This window comes from Yersinia sp. 2545 StPb PI, assembly GCF_052217125.1.
Lineage (GTDB): Bacteria > Pseudomonadota > Gammaproteobacteria > Enterobacterales > Enterobacteriaceae > Yersinia > Yersinia enterocolitica_E.
The window spans coordinates 4122685-4142746 of record NZ_JAZGPY010000001.1; the positions used below are offsets into that span (position 1 = coordinate 4122685).

The following is a 20062-nucleotide window of genomic DNA, read 5'->3' on the forward strand; positions in this document are numbered from 1 at the left end:
CTGTAAATCATATCTGTATGTTAAAAATATGAGGTTTCTATGCATGAAGATAAATCATCTATTGGTGATAATAACAGCCTAAAAATTGGCATTATCCATTTAATAACCGAAGGCGTACAACTTTTTGTCGGCGGAGTAGGTTCTTATATCAGAGGGCAAATTATGGCATTACCGGAGGTAATTAAATTACTGGCTGATAATAATATCAGCTTAGAACCTCATTTTATTGAAATTGCCTCCAGTAAATATAATTATTTTTTTGACACCAGTAATTATGGTTATTTTATTAACCAAATTCATAATATGGGGGGGACCTTTTCAACTGTACCAGACATGACATTGGGGAAAGGCGTTGATTGTTCATGGCCCTACGGTGATGCTTTTCTTGGTAACTTACAGAACTGGCAAATCTCCTCTGCTGCAGGGGCGGCAAAAATTATTGATCTCAGTAGCCATTACGATATCACTCTGGCCTTTTGTCATGAATTGCCGTTTTCGTTCACGCCGCTAATTGCTCGTTTGCATGCGGCTATTGAGAAACGTAATCTAAAAATTATCTATATTTCCCATGGCACGGCATTTAATCATGAAATGCCATTACCGAATCCTGAACGTATTATGGCTGAATCATTGGCTGTTCACTGGGCCAAGATTGATTCTAATATCAAGCTCGGTAATATCAGCAACTTCCTGGCAATGCACTTAGTGGCACAATACGGTGCTGACCCACAATCATTTATACCGACACCTGCAGGAATAAATATCAATGACCCCTGGTTTCGAATACGCAGTGATCAGGAAATCAGTGACACACTCTCATCACACGGAATATCGCTGGATCACTCATTAGCTATCACTTTAGGCAGAGGGGTTCATTACAAACGCCATGATCTGTTGCTCAGAGCAGCCTGTTATCTGGGTAATGATATTCATCCCGTTATTATGAGTGACCCGATTTTGCCGGAGTTATCTGCCTTAGCGAGCCGACTCGATATCTCTGCCTCTCTGATCAATTCTTTTGATCGCGAACTAATGGCATGTCTTATTCAATGGCGTAATACGCGGGTTTGCGTTCTTTCTGCTGAGAATGAACCTAATGGATTGATTCCGATGGAATCACGTTGGCTGGCCAGACAGCAGGGAGCATTGTTAATTGTTGCCGACTCCGGCGGTTTGAGTGAGCAAGTTGAACATGGGATCGATGGGTTCCTTCACATCCCCGGGAACGCAGCAAGTTTAGCGGAAATAATACGCCAGATTTGCCAATTAACCGACGGCGAAATAGATAAAATCAGACAAGCCGGAGCTACATTAATAGAAGAGCGCTATAACTGGCGAAACCAGATTTTGTCTCCACTGAGATATCTGATTCCGCAAATTGCAGCTCTGGACTGATGCAGAGCTACAATGTTCAGTTAAGCATTTTGGCGGTGATTTTTTATTGCAGTTTCAGTGCCCCGATTGCGGTATCTAATATTGCATTTTGCCCATTACGGCTGGCTTCCAGGCAACCCATGGCACCGACTAACATTGGAATATCCAACTCTTTAGCCAGAATAGCGCTATGAGACATGATATGCCCCTTGCTTAAACAGATGCCTTTTACCTGCCGGTGGTTCAGCCCAACCATTTGTGAAGGCAATAATTCCTCGGCTAATAATATAATTTCACCACTAACTGAAAGAGAAACTGGTGGTAGCCCGGTCAAATGGCCCAATGTGCGGTTAAGTATATCGCGGATATCTAATTCCCGAACGCGTAGATACTCATCATCCAGAGCCAGATAATCTTCCACCATTGTCATCAATTCATCCTGCAATGCCGATTCTGCACAAACTAACTGACGCTCTACGCGCGCATCCATCGCCTGATGCAGTTCCTCATCATCAATCAGCATCACATGAGCGTTAAAAATAGCCGCTGCTTCAGGGCTAATCTGCTGTTCTGCCTGTTGTGCCAACTGCTGCAAATCAGCCACAGTTTGCGCCAACGCCTGTTGTAAACGCCGCTGCTCTTTAACTACCTGTTCAGCATTGATTGTTTGAGGTAAAAAAACCGGAATGGCGGGTAACCATTGCAACAATGGTGCACTAATCGCGCCACGAGGCACCATGACGCCAGTAAATTCCCCCTCACTGGTGGTGGTGACGAATTCGCCAAAATGTTGCCGCGCCAATTGCATAAAAGCATCTAGCGCCTCGCCTGCTTGCTCACCACTGGCCAGCAAACGAATGGTATCACCTTTACGAACTTGCAATATTGCGAGCTGGTTCAGGCTGCGTGGATTCACACACTGACCATTTTTTTCCAGCAGTAAATCTGCCGCGAACGGAGCCAATGCTTCGACCAATTTAGCCGCCGGTCGCACATGTAACCCGTTAGGATTGCGCACCACCCAACTGACACTCTGAGCATCCGCTGTCGCCTTAGCCACCGCATTACTGGCAGGTACCACGGCTTCTTCCCCTAGCTGAGTGGCTTTCGCTATCAACGCCCCCATTGCTTCAGCACGGACGTCGGCAAGTGAAGCGCCTGATGATGCAGCGACGACAGCAGCGAGAGTCCCTTCCACCAGTGGTGCGGCACAGAGTTGCACATGTTGCGCCATATCGGGGTCTAATAGCTCCAGTGCCGTTTCTGCGCTGAGTAAGGCACTGCCTAAATCCATCAAAACCAGTACCCCAGATGGGGTGTAAACCGACTCAATGGCTTCCATCACTTTAATGGCATCCGTGCCAATAGGATGATCCAGGTCGTCTACACCGGCAGCAACCGCTAACTGGCAGCTCCCTTGTGTCATTTGCTGTGCCAGTTCGGCCACACCCTGAGCCAGCAGCGCGCTATGAGAAACTACAACGAGATTGACCATCTTTCCTCCTGATAAACGTGTCAGTCCAGCCTGATTAATGACTGGCAACCTGCCATAACGCCTGCATCATCAGCATGGCTGATGTTGCCCCTGGGTCCTGATGACCAATACTCCGTTCGCCCAGATAGCTGGCACGGCCTTTGCGGGCCTGCATAGTAATAGTGCCGGCCAATGCTTGCTGGGCACGTTCAACGGCCTGCTGCAATGCATCTACCACCGTGGCTCCCTGCTGATTTGCCTGTTCGAGTTGCGCCACTACCGCCCACCAAACATCACACATCGTTTTATCGCCCGGTTCCGCTTTACCGCGCATCACTACCCCTTCCACTCCATCTTTAAACATCTGACAAACCGCCGTCAGATCGAGGCTCTGCTTAGCATTCGTGCTTTGTGCTGCGCGAATAAAAAACGTGCCAAACAGCGGGCCGCTGGCGCCGCCAACACTTGAAAGCAGTGTCATACCGGTATTTTTCAGGATAAAACCAATGTCTTTATCGGCAAAGGTCGGTAACTTTTCGACCACTTTATTAAAGCCGCGATTCATGTTCAGGCCATGGTCGCCGTCGCCGATTTCAGTATCCAACTGCGTCAAAAAATCTCGCTGCTCGCTGAAAACTTCAGCACATAACTGTAACCAACTGACAATTTGTTGTTTGGTGAGTCCCATGTTCTTCTCCTGGCGCATTGTTTTGTAAGATTATTTTCAGCACTTGTGCTGAATTAAACTCAGTGATTCGGGTTGGTGAAAGTCGCGCATCCCTGCGGCTTCAAGTACCAAGGAGATATCAGCAACCCCAGCGCAGCGCGGGGGTACTTACTGGGGCATCCCACAATGACAGGAGTTCATCATCAACTTTCAGCACGGTGATGGACATACCCTGCATATCCAATGACGTACAATAAGAACCAATCAATTTACGCTCGATGGTCAAACCGAATTGTGTACAGCACTCCGCCAGACGGTGCCAGACACCATAAAGTTCCGATAAGGGGGTCGCGCCAAGGTTATTGACCAGAACAATGACCCGATCGCCTTTGGCTAAGGGTTGCTTACTCTGGCGCGTCTCGTTCCAGTCACCGGCTTGTCGATCCCAGTGGCGTAATGTGCGCTGATAGCTGCCGTGATCAATCAAGGTCTGGAACATGGCGTCTACCGTGTTATTCAGTGAAGTAAATGGCCGACGCTCAATACCCGGTTCGCCATGGATACCCACACCAAATTCCATCTCATTTTCAGCCAAAATAAATGACGGCTTACCGGCAGCGGGTACAGTACAAGCACCAAGCGCGATGCCAATAGAATGCCCCTGATTATTAATTTTCTGCCCCAGTAGTGCGCATTCATCTAATGAATCACCACGTGCCGCAGCAGCACCGAGTAATTTTTCTATAATGACCGTGTTCGCCACCCCACGCCGCCCGGCGGTATACAGGCTATCTTTGACCGCCACATCATCGTCTATCACTAAGGTAGCAACAGCGGTGCCACCGGCATGCAACAGCTCGGCTGCAGTTTCAAAGTTTAGAATGTCGCCAGTGTAATTCTTAATTAGCATCAGCACACCTGGCCCACCATCAATGGCTTGGCCGCATTCATACATTTGATCGGGGGTCGGCGAGGTAAAAATCTCACCCGGGCAGGCGCCATCCAACATGCCTTCGCCAATAAAGCCACAATGCATCGGTTCGTGACCACTGCCACCACCGGACATCAATGCAACTTTGCCACTCACTGGCGCATCTGCACGGGTGATGAAAAGGGGCTCTTGATGTAATGTTAGCTCAGGATGCGCCGCAACCAGCCCCTGAATTTGCTCCTGTAACACACTCTCAACGCTGTTAATTAATTTTTTCATTTTATGCTCCGCGAACGGGAATGGCTGGAGAACAGAGCTGCCGATGATGAGAAACACCGGCAGACTCGGTCGATTTTCAACTCAGAACGTATTTGCCGCACAGATTAGTTGAGGAAAGCCTGACCCAAGCGGTCAGCTACCATAATTGCAGCATAGACACTGTCAGGTGTGACCTTGAACGGCATGTTGTGGATGGTTTCTCCCTCAGCACAGCTGGCCTTGGCGACATCATGGATCTTGCGTTCAATATCCTGAGAAACGCCCATCTCAGCCAATGTGATTGGTAAACCCAGTTGCTGGCAGAATGAGAGCACTGTCTCGATCTCTTCCATGCTGCTGTTCTGTAATACGAGCTGCGTCAGGGTACCAAAGGCCACTTTCTCACCGTGATACAAGTGGTGGCACTCATCTAATACGGTGAAACCGTTATGAATGGCGTGAGCGGCCGCCAGACCACTACTTTCAAAACCAATACCGCTCAGATAGGTATTGGCTTCGATAATACGTTCAACCGCTTCGGTCACAACACCCGCCTCTACCGCCAGTTTGGCTTTATAGCCCTCCGCCAGCAGGGTTTCGTAACACAAGCGAGCCAGTGTAACTGCCGCTAATGTCGATGCACCACCAGCCATACTGATAGCTTTAGCATCAAAACAGGCTTGTGCTTCAAAATAAGTAGACAGCGCATCGCCCATACCAGCGACCAGCAAACGTACTGGTGCTTTGGCAATAATGGTGGAATCCATCAGTACGATGTCAGGGTTTTTCGGGTAAATCATATATTCAGCGAACTTGCCCTGTTCGGTATAAATAACGGATAAGGCGCTGGTCGGGGCATCGGTAGAGGCAATAGTAGGCACCACAACGACAGGGATATGCTGATAGTGAGCAATCGCTTTAGCCGTATCGAGGGTTTTCCCGCCACCGATACCAACCACTCCATTACAGCCGTGCTTTTTCAGCTCAACCGTCAACCGCTCAATTTCGTGACGGGAACATTCGCCATTAAAGCGGCTGAAATGATGTTCCAGCTCACTGGCTTGCAGGCTGGAGCCGACGGTATCAGCAGTCAGCTTCATGACGAAATCATCAGCAATGATAAAATAGTTATTAGCCAATAACTTAGCAAATTCACCAATGGACTGTAATGCATTGGCACCTTGAATATATTTGGACGGAGATTGAATGACTTTCAGCATATCTTGCTCCTGTAGCGTAAGAGATAATGTAAGAATAAATAATTTTTAGGGTCAATTTGATGAAACTGCATCCACTATAAGCGCAAAAAACAGGCTGAGAACCAACAGTTAAAACGTTCCATTATGAAACTCCGTTATCTCAGCATGGTTTCATATTGGAACGATAATGCCGTAACACAGGGACAGGAAGAGAAGTGGCGCACAGAAGCCGCCAAACAGTGTAAGAAGGTAAAATAGAAATAGGTTTACCCGCGATAGGCACCAGCCATAAAAAAAGCCACCCCAATAAAAGGGGCAGCTTTAGTCATTCTCGGTAGTGCTAACGCCACACTAACCGTTATTCACTGACGGGTTCGTCACTCACTTTCTCTTTAGGTTCTGGATTCATACAACTGTAAATCACTGGTAACACCAGCAATGTCAGCACCGTTGCAAAGCCCAGACCAAACATGATGACCACCGCCATACTCTGGAAGAAAGCATCACTGAGCAGCGGAGCCAGCCCCAGAACCGTGGTAAATGCCGTCAACATAATAGGCCGTAAACGGGCGGTAGAGGCATCAATAATAGCTTCGCGCAGTGGTTTTTCCTGTCGCTGTAAGCCTATCTCTTCCACCAACACAATGCCGTTACGTATCAACATACCACTCAGACTTAACAGCCCCAACAAAGCCATAAAACCGAATGGAATCCCCGTCAACAGGAAGCCTACCGTGACACCAATTAATGCCAGTGGCACCGTCAGCCAGATCGCTATAGCATTGCGCACCGAGCTGAACATCAATACCGTTACGATGAACATAATCAGGAACGCGATCGGCAAACTGGTGAAAATACCCCGTTGTGCTTCCTTGGTACTTTCATAGTCACCGCCCCACTCCAGTTCGTATCCGCGCGGTAACTGAATGGCTTCCACACCCGGTTTGATACGCCGCAACAGTTCAGCAGAGGTCTCACCGCCTTGTTGGGTCGGATCCGTTTGTACCGTCAGCGTCCGCTTGCGATCCAGGCGCATAATGAGCGGATCTTCCCACTCGGTTTCAAAACTGGTGACAACGTTATCGATCGGGATAAAGGCCAGGCGCGCCTGACTCCATACCATCACATCATTCAGCCGTTCTGCATTAAGCCGTTCTGCATCCGGTGTGCGCAGTACAATCGGCATTAAGCGAGTGCCATCACGGTATAATCCTACCGGCAGGCCACCAAAGCTCATGCGCAATGTGCCATCAACTTCGCGTTTATCTACCCCCAGTTCGCGCCCCAGATAGTCGGAGAATTGTGGCCGGATCATTTTGCTACGATCCTGCCAGTCATGCCGTGCACCATCTGCCATCGGATCAGCAATGATCGCTTTTTCCGCTTGCGCGGCCAGGGTTCGTAACACTTCAGGATCCGGGCCAACAAAGCGTGCTTCAATGGAACTGTTGTTGGACGGCCCAAACATGATGCGTTTTATCTGCGCATCAACCTGCGGGTATTCGTCATGCATATAGGATTCGATTTCATCAATCAAACCCGGTATTTGGCTGAGGTCCTCGGTACGAACCATCACCTGCGCATAGTTAGGATAACGACGTTGAGCATTGTAGGTCAGCATAAAGCGCATTGCGCCCTGACCAATCGTCACCATGGTGTCCTCAACCCCTTTTTGCTGCTTGATATACTGCTCAACCTTGTTCGCTATCCCTTCGGTGTAATTGATATCAGTACCATTCGGCAGCCAGATATCAACGAAGAAGATTGGCGTATTAGAGGGCGGGAAGAAGCTCTGGCGAACATGACCAAAACCCACCACCGATGCCACTAACATGGCCGCCAGCAGCACCAAAGTGATACTGCGATGTTGCAGTAATTTATTCAATATCACCCGATAATAGCGGAATAACCACCCATCATAAGGTTGTCTGGCCGGCTTATCGGCATCCACTTTCGCCGGTTTCTGGTTTTGGAATGCCCACTTAGCAAAGACCGGTGTTAGCGTCAGTGCCGTGAACCAACTTAACATCAGCGAGATCAACAACACCTGGAATAACGATTTACAGTATTCACCCGTTGCATCATTGGACAGGCCGATAGGTGCAAAGGCCAGAATGGCAATGATAGTCGCGCCTAACAACGGCATCATTGAGCGCTTCACCACATTGCTAATAGCGGTAAAGATGCTTTCGCCTCGCTGGCGACCAACAACGATACCTTCCACCACCACAATGGCGTTATCCACCAACATACTTAGCGCGATAATCAGCGCCCCTAACGACACTCGCTGTAGCTCGATATTAAATAGCCACATAATGAGCAACGTACCCAGTACGTTAAGTGCCAACGAGATAGCAATCACTATACCGCTGCGCACCCCCATGAAAATCAGCAAAGTGACCACAACAATCAACAGTGCCAACAGGAAGTTAAGGATAAAACCGTTAACCGCCCCTTCAACTTCATGGGACTGATCATAGAACACGTTGATATGCATACCTAACGGGCGTTCACCGTCAAGCTGCGCCAGCCGGGCTTTAATCGCATTACCTACGTTTACCACGTTGACATTCGGGGCAAACGAAATCCCCAGTGCCAATGCAGGTTTACCGTTGGCACGATAAATATTGGTCGGTGAATGGCCAAAACCTTGAGAGACAGTAGCGATATCACGCAAATACACGCTTTTCGGGCTGCCGGGCTGACTTACCAGTAAATTCCCCAGTTCTTGTACACTTTGGAATTCACCGGTTGGATGCAAACGAATAGACTCACTGCCCACCTGCAACTGGCCCGCATCGGACACCACATTCTGGCGGCTCAGTAAATCGGATAACTGCTGTGGCGTGATACCTGCGGCGGTCATCTGGGCACGAGAAATCTCCACCTGAACTTCTTCAGGCAGAATACCCACAATACCCACTTTACCTACCCCGGGTACCAGTACCAGTTCACGTCGCAGTTGCTCGGCAAAATTACGTAAATCCTGGTTACTGTACCCCTCTCCCGTGAGTGAGAAGAAGAAGCCATAAACATCGCCAAAGTCGTCATTGACCATCGGCGCACTGGCTCCCGGTGGCAAACGCACACTGTTATCGTTGATTTTACGCCGCAGTTCATCCCAGATTTGCGGTAACTCATTCGCGCCATATTGTGCGCGAATATTGATAGTTATTTGTGATAAACCGGCACTGGAAATAGAAGTGACGTCGTCAACATAAGAGAGTTCCTGAATGGCATTCTCCAATGGGAGTGTGACTTCCTCTTCTACCTGCTGTGCTGATGCACCATCATAACGGGTGACAACTACCGCCGTTTTGATGGTGAAGGCTGGGTCTTCCAGCCTGCCTATATTGAGATAGGCAATAATGCCACCAATACCCAGCAACAGAATCGTTAGCCAGATACGGGTATTATTATTGATAAAATTGTCAGTCAGCTTCATCAGAGACCCCGCTCACGGACCCAAGCCCGGACAACCTGATTTGGGCGAAGCTCACCGGTACCTGCGGAGACAATCTGCTCGCCATCAGCCAGACCGGAGGTGATTTGAATACCGTTGGCGGTCAATTGAGCTACCTGAACTTTGCGCTCTTCAACATGCATCTGACCATCATCATTCTTGATAACCCAGACTCTTGCATCATTCAATTGGGCAGTGTCTGGGTTAAACACGGCTTCCACTGGTACGATAATCGTCGGATGATCAGTGCCAGACAGATTGCCAGAGTTGATTCTTACCCGGCCACTGATACCTGAAAGCAATGGCATATCAGCCGGGCGCTTCATCGTCAGTGTCACCTGGAAAGTCTGTGAAGCAGAGGTGGTTGAGGTGGTGTGTTCTTTATACTCAGCAATAAATTCGCGCCCCGGCATATGATTAAGTAATACCGTTGGTTTGTAGTTACGATTGCTGATATCCAGCGTAGTAAACAGGCGCTCCGGCACACTGAACACCACATCTAACGTATCCAATGCACTTAATGTGGCAACCGCCTGACCTGGGGCCATGACCTGATGGTTACGCACATTCACATTGGCAATAATGCCATCAAAAGGTGCGGTAATAGTTGCATCACTAAGTTCTTTTTGTGCAATTTCCAAGGCCGCACGCGCCGATTCCATCTCAGCACGACGTACATCCAACTCAGCACGAGATACCGCCCTTTGCCCTTGCAAGGTATTGAAACGGTTAAACTGATCGCGAGCCAGATTAAAGGTAGACTGACGATCCCTGACTCGTAGGTTCAAATCCGTATCATTCAGTCTGGCAATGACTTGGCCTTTTTTCACCTGCTCACCTTCACGCACCAGCAACTGTTGCAATTGCCCACTTCGCTTAAAGGAGAGCTGAGTTTCATCGCCAGCTTGTAATCGCGCTGGAAAATAGCGAGTGCCATTTTGCCCACTGTCTTCAACGGTAAATATTTTTACCGGGCGCACACTTTCTGCGACTTCAGGGGGAGTTCTGTCGCAAGCAGCGAGAAGAAACGTTAATAGCAGAGTGATTACTGTTTTTATCTTCACTATAAGATCTCGTTGAGTCAGATTTTAATAATTATTGCAGATTAATTATTCACACTTCTTTATCTGTTTTGGGCTTCACTTTTTTGTGACAGACGGCGCACCAGCGCTCTTATTAGTGTGATTAATAATCCCCCGGTAAACATCCCTAGAAAATAGATCAGCACAATTAGCACCGAAATGGGTAGTGTTATTTGAATGGAAAGTAAAGATAAGTTCACTAGCCCGCTGTTTTGAAATACAAAAAGCGTCATCAGGGTCACTATCAGCAAAAAGCACACTAAATACACGTATTTCACTTGATCACCCTTTTCATCTTAGTTCATCATTTCTCGGCTTTAAAAACGTAATGTCGTGCTTTCTTGCCAAATACAAATCTCTGGCTGCTAAAACAGAGATAGCCAATAGCGAAATAGCACTACTCTGCTACTCACTATCAGCTATTTTTTAAGAGCAACTGCGCTATACCCTATATAATTCGAGTTGCAAGAAGGCGGCAATTGAGCGAATCCCGATGAGCTTACATAAGTAAGTGATTCGGGTAAGTGCGCGCAGCTAACACCCCTGTGGCTTCAAGGCCGAAGGACATCCCCAAAGTCATTGGAGCCACAGGTAGGCAGCCAGCAAACGAATCCCGATGAGCTTACATAAGTAAGTGATTCGGGTAAGTGCGCGCAGCTAATACCCCTGTGGCTTCAAGGCCGAAGGACATCCCCAAAGTCATTGGAGCCACAGGTAGGCAGCCAGCAAACGAATCCCGATGAGCTTACATAAGTAAGTGATTCGGGTAAGTGCGCGCAGCTAACACCCCTGTGGCTTCAAGGCCGAAGGGGATTAGTAGTCGACGGCATCCCGGATGATTGGACACGTCATACAGTGACCGCCCCCACGCCCACGGCCTAATTCACTGCCGACTATCTCAATCACTTCGACCCCTTCTTTACGCAACTGGGTATTGGTTTTGGTATTACGGTCATAGGCCAGCACCACACCTGGTGAAAGAGCAACCATGTTATTACCACTGTCCCATTGTTGACGTTCTGTATCGTAATCATTACCTTCGGTCTCAACCACACGCAGTTTTTTCAGGTTAAGCGCGCCAGCAACTGCTTCAACAAAGGTGCCTTTATCACGACTTAACTTAATGCCGGTCGGGCCATTATCAGGGCGCAGTGAGAAGGTTTGGATCTGATTAACAATCGCCGGATATAACGTCACTACATCACGGTCGCAGAAGGTGAACACGGTATCCAGATGCATAGCGGCACGCAATTTAGGCATGGCCGCGATCATGACGCGCTCCACCTGCCCTTCGCTATTTTTAAACAGCGATTGCGCCAACTGCGTGATTGCCTGATGCGAAGTTCGCTCACTCATGCCGATTAACACGGTTTTATTACCGATTGGCATCACATCACCGCCTTCCAGCGTCGCAGTGCCGTGGTGCTGCGTCGGGTCACCCCACCACACTTTCACATTGGCGTCACCAAAGTCCGGGTGGAATTTATAGATAGCCGTGGTGAGGATGGTTTCTTCATGACGCGCCGGCCAATACAGTGGGTTTAGTGTCACACCGCCATAGATCCAGCAAGTGGTATCGCGGGTATACAGTGTATTGGGCAACGGTGGTAACAAGTATTCAGTAATACCAACCGCTTCGCGGATCAGCTTCAACTCTTCTTTGTCACATTTACCGTCTTTATGCAGTTCGGTGGTGGACAAGCCGCCAATCAGCACTTCAGCCAGCACGCGCGGCTCCAGGCTTTCCAGATAGCTGCGGGTTTCTTGCAAAATGCCCAATGACACTTCATTCGGCACAATTTGCTGATCCAAAATCCACTTTTTCGCCGCTGGAATGGCGACCGTTTCAGCCAGCAGATTATGCATCTCAACCACATCAACACCGCGTTCACGCATTTTGGTCATAAAATCAAAATGGTCGCGCTTGGCTCTCTCTACCCACAGGACATCATCAAATAATAATTCATCACAATTACTTGGCGTCAGGCGGTTATGGGCACGTCCTGGGGCGCACACCATTACTTTATGTAACTTGCCGACTTCAGAGTGAACACCAAACTTAGGTTTAGCGTGAGTTTTCTTAGCTTTATCTGACATAAGAACTCCAATAAATTATATGGTGATAATCCCGGTAGCAATGCTATAAATCGCAGCCACCGCAGCAACAATCAGAACAATAAACAGTATTCTTTCATAGGAATTAAAGGCTTTTTGATGCTGTTCACGTTTGGCAATCAGATACAAAATAGTGCCCGGCCCGTAAATAATGGCCGACAACAGCACGTATTTCAGGCCGCCGGCGTAAATCATCAGAGCAGAGTAGAAAGTCGCAATGATGGCAAAAATCAAATCTTTTCTATGACCACGGTTATTCGTTTCGTAAGTCTCACCGGTCCATGCCAATTTCAGGCCATAAGCCCCTACTAACAGATAAGGGATCAGAGTTAATGAACTGGTTAATTCCAGCGCCAGTTGAAAAGCATAATCAGTAAACAAGGTGAGAATTAAGAATATCTGTATAAAGATGTTGGTCAGCCAAACCGCTGCTGAAGGCACAGCATTGCTGTTTTCAGTCGCGAAGATTTTTGGCATGCTGTTACTCTTAGCCGCCGAAAACAGCACTTCCGCTGCCAGTAGTGACCATGATAAATAAGCACCCAACACGGAGATAATCAGACCCACACTGATAAATATTGCACCCCAGCGGCCGACTATCGCCTCTAACACCCCAGCCATTGATGGCTGGCGTAATGCCGCCAAATCAGGGCGCAGTAACACGCCGTAAGACAACATGGTGATCAATACCAGCAGGCACAGCACACCAATAAAGCCCAGAACGGTCGCGATACCAACATGGCTACGTTCTTTGGCATAACGTGAATAAACACTCGCACCTTCGATACCCAAGAATACAAATACTGTGACCAGCATGGTGCTACGTACCTGAGAGAATAGAGACTCAGGTTCAACTGACGTGGTGATTGCCGCCGCCGCATGACCAACATAGCCATAGTCATTCAGATGGGATAAATCAGCACCTTTAATCACATCTGGCGTACCCCAGAAGTTCAGCGCAAAAACATCACCTTTAAAGGCAAAAATCAGTACGATGACGAAAATGAAGATTGGAATTATTTTTGCGAAGGTGGCGATGGTATTAATTGCTGCAGCTTCTTTAACGCCGCGCAATATCAGGATATGGAATCCCCACAAGATAACGGAGGCAATTAACACCGCCGGAATAGTATTACCATCACCAAATATAGGGAAGAATGCCCCTAACGTTGATTTGATAAGAACAAAATAAGAGACGTTACCAATACAGGTACCGGCCCAGAAACCTAATGCAGAAGCAAAACCAAGATAATCCCCGAAGCCCTCTTTTGCGTAAATGAATACACCAGAATCGAGATTAGGTTTACGCTGCGCTAATGTTTGAAAAACAAAAGCCAGCATTAGCATCCCACCCCCCGCTATACACCAGGCGATAAGTGCGCCAAACCCACCGGTTGCTCGTCCAAATGTTGCCGGCAATGAAAATATACCGGCCCCGATCATTGAACCGACCACCAAAGAGGTAAGGGCCGGTAAAGATAATTTATTCGTTGTTGAATTGGCCATGATGCTCTCAATGACATTGGATAAATTAAGTTAAATGTAAATTCTGCTTATCCTACAAACAGATTCACCCAGACCCACTTATCAATATAAATACATAGTTATCATAGCTTCCTTTAAAACTATTGCATAATGCCGAGAAAGTAGACCAAATCTTACAATATGTAAATTCTTGATAAAATTATCACATACATCAGAATTTTGTAACAGTGTTCAAAGTCATCATTTTGTATATTCAGAAAATGACATTTCAGTTTAATTCACTGCAATCCACCTATTCTATTAGCATATAAATCTGTTTTTATTAGACGGATCATTTAAGATGATTCCAGTACCCGCATTAATTTAATAATAGACATATGAACGAGAGTCCCTGCCATCTTGCGGACTCTCGTTCTATGAACTAAGCTTATAGATTAACCATTAAAAATATAATTTAAATATCCTTAAATTTCAATAAGTTAAAAATAATTCATTCCATTGTTAAAATAGGCAATGTCTTATTAAAATTCTCTATTAGCTCACATTTACTCCCCTATATCCGCCATCAATCAGACGCAGACAATCAGATGACAGCCACATTTATATACTCCGTTTTAATTTTTATAAAACGGATGTAATAGTTTTTTAAATCATTATTGCGTAGTTACTATTAGAGATAAAATCAATAAAAATCGCATTATTACAATAATTATTTAGATTTCATTTAGATTTCATTTAGATTTCATTTAGATTTCATTTAGATTTCATTTAGATTTCATTTAGATTTCATTTAGATTTCATTTAGATTTCATTTAGATTTATTGTGAACATTAAATATTCGATTTTTACATCTAGTCAAGTGAAAATCGTCACTTGATAACGCCAATAAATCACATAAAACCAGTGCTTTAATTTTAAAAAATCAAAAAACACAGAATCAATCACCAGTAAAAAAGTGCTTTAGATAGCGAATATATTCATCTTTCCCATAATTTCATTAGGAACATTGATATTTAATGTCGAAATATCTTACCATTTATAGGGTTATAATGATGAAATCACGTAGGAAAAGCCAATTTTTCCTCTTATTATTCCTACAATGTATAAGAAAGCGTAAATAAAATACGTATATTTAGTGTGTAATATGTACATTTTATTAAAGACCTCCTATTTCAAATAGAGATGTCAGCCTTTCCGTTAAAATTCACTTTTTAGCTTCAAAGCATGCATCATCATGACGGAATCAACAAAAACGGCCCCCATTAGGAGCCGTTTTATAGCACGTCAAATTAGCAGAAATGTGTAACTGTTATGTCAATTGCTTATCCGATACATGCTGCGTCTCTGTCACTGAATAGCCCGCCAAAATTGCTACGAAGATCATAAATAGATGGCCTTCAGATGAGTCCAGCAGGAATGAATTAAAGAAATTACACGCCATATAACTGGTCAATACAGCCAGTAGTACATTGCGTAAAACCGGTATTTGTTGCCAAATAACGCGATAACAACAAACAATCCATGCCAAAAAGATAATTAAGCCAACAAAGCCTGATTGGATCGTTTCCAACAGATATTGGTTGTGTGGATTATTGATTTTGTAATTGATCTCTGGGTTCTCATAATAGAAGCCGCCAGCACCGTGCCCCAGAATAGGTGACTCTTTAATTAGCCGCACCGCTTCAATGGCAAAGGCCGAACGTTGCCCCATCGAACTACGACAAGCATCATTTACATCATCCGCAGACGCGGCCATACAGACTTTTATCTCATCGACACCCTGCACGATACGGTCGGTCGCTTTATTGGGTATCAGTAGTAGTGCAGCAAAGGCTATCGCCCCTAACACTACCAATAGCCAGCGTTGGCGGCGCCCCAGAGAGAAGAATAGCCATATCCCTAGCCCAACAACTAATGCCACATAACCGGTTCGCCCCAATACCAAGAACAGAATACTGTAGCTCGCCGCTGCCACCAGCAAGCCATACCCCCAGCGTTTCCAGCCCTGATTTTTAAAGGCCAGCGCCAGCCACAACATGGCGGCCAAAGCCATAAAGAAGTTTTGGGTAATTTGCAGTTTAAAGATAGTCGGATTGGTTGGATCTACATTGCCAATGGGAATGTGCAACACCCCAACGGCCAGTGTTCCGGCTAATGCCACCGCGTTAGCCGCTAAGAAGCCGATTCCAAACAATTTTATCAACCGTGGTTGGTTGATAAAAAACAGGGCTAACGGTAATACATAAAGAAATTTCTTATCTTTACCCACCATATCCGGGCCATAACTGTTGTGATGAAACAGTAGTGACAATGCCAACAATGCAAACATCGCAGCAGGCAGGTAAACCAACGGATTCGTCAGTAATGGTTTGAATTGCAATGTGTTGCGATTAATTATCAAACAGATCAGGATTAAAACCAGTGAGATATTGATCAGTGGGTTGGATGTCGGTAAAGAGATACCTAGCAGCAATGCTGCAATACCCCCCAGCATTTCACTACGGCGGTTGACCGTGAAAGCGGCCGGTGAAGAAGTCGATGGGATTGTCATAATTCTCTCAGCTTAAGCTGGTTAGCGGAAAATAAGGTTACTGATGCGCCCCCGTTAACGGCTTTGAGCACGCCACGCATCAACAGCACTGATAACTTCGCTCACCGGAATAGCGTTCAAATACCGATCGGTAGTGTCAGTATCTATCTCATTAGGGTGTGGCAACGTGCGGTAATGCCCGGCCCATAACAGCGTGTGTGGAGCCTGCCACGGATGCCATTGGTTAAGATTACTGGGGCCAAAGAGAACCACTGCGGGTGTTTGTAAGGCTGCGGCCATATGCATTGCCACGGAATCTACGCCAATAAAGAGCTTAGCGTTATCGATAAATACTGCCAGTTCCGGTAGCGCCAGCAGGCCAGACAAATTAACCACCTTCTCGGGTTGTGTGCATCCGGCAATGATCTCAGCAATATAATCCAATTCAGCCTGATCTTTGCCGCCGGTAAGTAGAATGGTTTCACCTTGCTCAGTGAGATGATTTACCAGTTGGCTAAATGATTCACTGGCCCATGTTTTGAACTTCCAGCGAGCAGAAGGTTGGATCAATATATAGTCATTGATATGGCGTTGTTGGCACAATTTCTGTACCCGTTCAACATCGTGCACACCATAAGACATGGTAACATCAGTAATAATATCAGTTAGTTGTAGTGGCGCGAGAATATCCAGATTATTGAGTACGGTATGCCTTTTGGCCGCATTGGGGATATCAACCAATGTAGAATGACAATAGCGCCATAGCCAGGTATCGCGTTTGGGATAATGAAAACCAATACTGAAGCCAGGTTTTAATAAACGACAATACGCTGCGGCTCGCCATTGATCGGATAAATTGAGAATCAGATCATAATGGTGTTCTTTCAATGCATTAAACAGCGCTTTTTCGCCACTGATTTGGGCCTTTAGACCCGCATGCTTGAGGCCACGGTCAACAATAAATGCATGATTGACCGTTTTGTTCTCCCGCAGCATATCTTGCGTTCCGCCATACAGCAGCACGTCGATTTTTGCTTGTGGGTAGTTGGCTTGTAAGGTACTCAGTAGTGGCGTTGTGAGTAAAACATCGCCGAAATGGCGTAATTTAATCACTAAAATGCGCTGAACGTTACTTTTGTCCCGCAGTGTATCTGGCAGGTTAAATGCTCGCTGTTGGGCGGTAGCAACAGCAGCAGAAGGTTGCCCGGCAGGTGATTCTGTCTTATTTGATGTATTCATCATAGGATGCGCCATCATCGGCAACGAAGGGGGGCAATAATGCTATCCAAGTGTTTGCTGCATGGCAATTCTTTTATATCCGTCATACTTCAAGCTTCATGTGCTTTGGCTGCCCTCGCTCACCCCAGTCACTTACTTGAGTAAGCTCCTGGGGATTTACTCAGTTGCCGCTTTCCTGCAACTCGAATTATTTAGGGTATAGCATGCCAATATCTTTCTTACTTAACTCTATAAAGCCACGAATGATTGTAATGATCATTCTGCCCCGAAACTCAAGCTGGCAAGTAAGATAATTATCAGAGGAAATTGGCGTTATCGGCGCAGGCAGATTGAGTGCGGAAAGCCGCGCAGCCAACGGAGCGTACACGCAGTACGTGACGGCGGCGAGCACTGCCCCGAAGCTCAAGCTGGCAAGTAAGATAATTATCAGAGGAAATTGGCGTTATCGGTGCAGGCAGATTGAGTGCGGAAAGCCGCACAGCCAACGGAGCGTACACGCAGTACGTGACGGCGGCGAGCACTGCCCCGAAACTCAAGCTGGCAAGTAAGATAGCCAATTTTAGAGGCCAGGAGCTTTCCATAGGGAAGTCGTCAACCCACTGTCCACCAGCGACAACTGATCGGTATACACTGCTTGCCAGTTTACTTTTGCGGCTTGATACAGTGCCTGATGCTCGGTGTTCGGGGTGTATTCTCGCTCCCAGCGCACTAGCCGCTCACCGGTTTTATCTAGCGCGTCATACAGCCCGACCCCCACACCCGCGGCGATAGCACAACCGAGAGCCGTGGCTTCTTTGACAACGGGTACTCGTACAGGAACCCCGGTCACATCGGCCAAAATCTGGCTCCACAGTTTCCCTTTTGAACCTCCGCCTGCAAATACCACTGAGGCTGCTTTGACGCCGGAGAACTCAGCAATTTGCGCTAAGTTACAGGCCGAGACTATCGCGGCATTCTCTTCCAGAGCACGGAACAGGGTAGCTTTGTTGCATTTTTCTGGATCAAGTGAAAGGTTAATAAAGGAAGGTGCGGCGTGATACCAGGATTTGAAGCGCATTACATCGGAGAAAATCGGCATGATGCCGTATGCCCCTGCCGGTACGCGGGCGGCCATATCCTCCAATAAACTGTAGGTATCGATACCCAGCCGCTGAGCCAGTAATTTCTCTTCGGCGCAAAATGCATCACGGAACCAGCGCATGGTCAGGCCGGTAAAGAAACTGATGGATTCAGCCTGTACCATACCGGGAATAACATGAGGGTTAATACGCGTATTCATATCCGGATCGGTAATCGGCTTAGGCAAATTAACCACCTGCTGCCAGAAGGTGCCGCCCAATACTGCGGTCTGACCCGGTTGAACGACCCCCAACCCCAAACAACCTAATTGTACATCACCACCGCCCATCACCACTGGCGTTCCCGCCAGCAGACCACTCTCTTCTGCGGCTTGTGCTGTGACATGGCCTAGCAGTGTTCCAGTTTCTTTGACCGGCGATAAAATATCGGCACGTAGTCCAGCCATCTCCAGCAAGCTCGGTTGCCAGTTACGGGTGACTAAATCCAGCATGCCGGTGGTTCCTGCATTCGAAGGATCAACCGCCAGCTCACCACTGAGCATATTGGCTAGCCAGTCGCTTATCATGGTTAATGTACCCGCCTTGCGATAGATATCCGGGCGGTAATGCGCCAGCCACAGTAACCGAGGCATAGCACTTAGTGCCAGAGTTTGGCCTGAACATTGATAAACCTCGAATTCAAACCCATCATTATGCAGCTCTTTAAGCTCACTGACTTCACGGCTGGCACGGGCATCCACATTGGCACACGCCCAAATAGGTTTGCCACTGCGATCATAAAGCACAATGCCTTCGCGCATTGAGCAGGCAGCCACGGCGCGAATAGCACTCGCCGGTAGCTTAGCCTGATGCAATGCTTGGCGGATGCACTGGCAGGCCAACTTCCAGTTAGTCGCTAAATCAAACTCCATCGACCCTGGGACATCAGGTACTGGCAAATGTAGCCACTCAGCCTGTCCGGCCGCTATCTGATTACCATTAAGATCAAATATGACAGCCCGGACACTGCCGGTGCCGGCATCCAGCGCCATCAGGTATTCAGCCGATGTGGTCGTAGAGAATTGACTCATTACGCTATCCTCTGTTTTATATGAATTTATGAATAAACCTGTCCTCTACTGCTTTTTTCTCAAAAGAATAATCAAAACTATTGGCGTAATTCTTGA

At 47.1% G+C, this 20062-nt stretch carries 13 protein-coding genes; 1 reads left to right on the forward strand and 12 read right to left on the reverse strand.

The window, feature by feature from the left end; translation table 11 throughout:
- Positions 1–39 precede the first annotated feature (39 nt).
- Positions 40–1395 carry a glycosyltransferase family 4 protein gene (locus V1955_RS19145; RefSeq protein ID WP_227746565.1) on the forward strand — a complete coding sequence of 452 codons (1356 nt, stop codon included), beginning with the start codon at positions 40–42 and terminating at the stop codon, positions 1393–1395.
- Between the two features lie 43 nt (positions 1396–1438).
- Here the strand turns inward: V1955_RS19145 and dhaM are convergent, their stop codons facing one another.
- The 12 genes from dhaM to lsrK form a co-directional block, all read right to left on the reverse strand.
- Complete coding sequence (dhaM, locus tag V1955_RS19150) at positions 1439–2869, reverse strand: dihydroxyacetone kinase phosphoryl donor subunit DhaM (RefSeq protein ID WP_442821289.1); 1431 nt, start codon at positions 2867–2869, stop codon at positions 1439–1441.
- Between the two features lie 34 nt (positions 2870–2903).
- Positions 2904–3536, reverse strand: a complete 633-nt coding sequence (gene dhaL / locus V1955_RS19155) for a dihydroxyacetone kinase subunit DhaL (protein WP_442821290.1) — start codon at positions 3534–3536, stop codon at positions 2904–2906.
- A 118-nt stretch (positions 3537–3654) separates the two neighbouring features.
- Positions 3655–4725 (reverse strand): dihydroxyacetone kinase subunit DhaK, encoded by a 1071-nt coding sequence (gene dhaK, locus V1955_RS19160; protein WP_083160739.1) that lies wholly within the window; start codon positions 4723–4725, stop codon positions 3655–3657.
- Between the two features lie 104 nt (positions 4726–4829).
- Positions 4830–5924: a glycerol dehydrogenase gene (locus tag V1955_RS19165; protein WP_083160741.1), complete on the reverse strand. Its 1095-nt coding sequence runs from the start codon at positions 5922–5924 to the stop codon at positions 4830–4832.
- A 337-nt stretch (positions 5925–6261) separates the two neighbouring features.
- Positions 6262–9348 carry an efflux RND transporter permease subunit gene (locus V1955_RS19170; RefSeq protein WP_083160743.1) on the reverse strand — a complete coding sequence of 1029 codons (3087 nt, stop codon included), beginning with the start codon at positions 9346–9348 and terminating at the stop codon, positions 6262–6264.
- The gene (locus V1955_RS19175; RefSeq protein ID WP_372568630.1) at positions 9348–10430 is read right to left on the reverse strand and encodes an efflux RND transporter periplasmic adaptor subunit; all 1083 of its coding nucleotides are present in this window, start codon (positions 10428–10430) and stop codon (positions 9348–9350) included. The genes V1955_RS19170 and V1955_RS19175 overlap by 1 nt, the downstream gene beginning before the upstream one ends.
- Positions 10431–10489: 59 nt before the next feature.
- Complete coding sequence (locus V1955_RS19180; RefSeq protein WP_442821291.1) at positions 10490–10726, reverse strand: LapA family protein; 237 nt, start codon at positions 10724–10726, stop codon at positions 10490–10492.
- 535 nt (positions 10727–11261) lie between these two features.
- The gene (gene arcA, locus V1955_RS19185; RefSeq protein WP_372568629.1) at positions 11262–12545 is read right to left on the reverse strand and encodes an arginine deiminase; all 1284 of its coding nucleotides are present in this window, start codon (positions 12543–12545) and stop codon (positions 11262–11264) included.
- 15 nt (positions 12546–12560) lie between these two features.
- Positions 12561–14069 (reverse strand): amino acid permease, encoded by a 1509-nt coding sequence (locus tag V1955_RS19190; protein ID WP_083160751.1) that lies wholly within the window; start codon positions 14067–14069, stop codon positions 12561–12563.
- Positions 14070–15357: 1288 nt separating this feature from the next.
- Positions 15358–16599 carry an O-antigen polysaccharide ligase WaaL-ps gene (waaL-ps, locus tag V1955_RS19195; protein ID WP_372568628.1) on the reverse strand — a complete coding sequence of 414 codons (1242 nt, stop codon included), beginning with the start codon at positions 16597–16599 and terminating at the stop codon, positions 15358–15360.
- 54 nt (positions 16600–16653) lie between these two features.
- Positions 16654–17820, reverse strand: a complete 1167-nt coding sequence (rfaQ, locus tag V1955_RS19200) for a putative lipopolysaccharide heptosyltransferase III (RefSeq protein WP_442821292.1) — start codon at positions 17818–17820, stop codon at positions 16654–16656.
- A 556-nt stretch (positions 17821–18376) separates the two neighbouring features.
- Entirely contained in the window at positions 18377–19966 is a 1590-nt protein-coding gene (gene lsrK / locus V1955_RS19205; RefSeq protein ID WP_442821293.1) for an autoinducer-2 kinase, read from the reverse strand.
- Between the last annotated feature and the right edge of the window lie 96 nt (positions 19967–20062).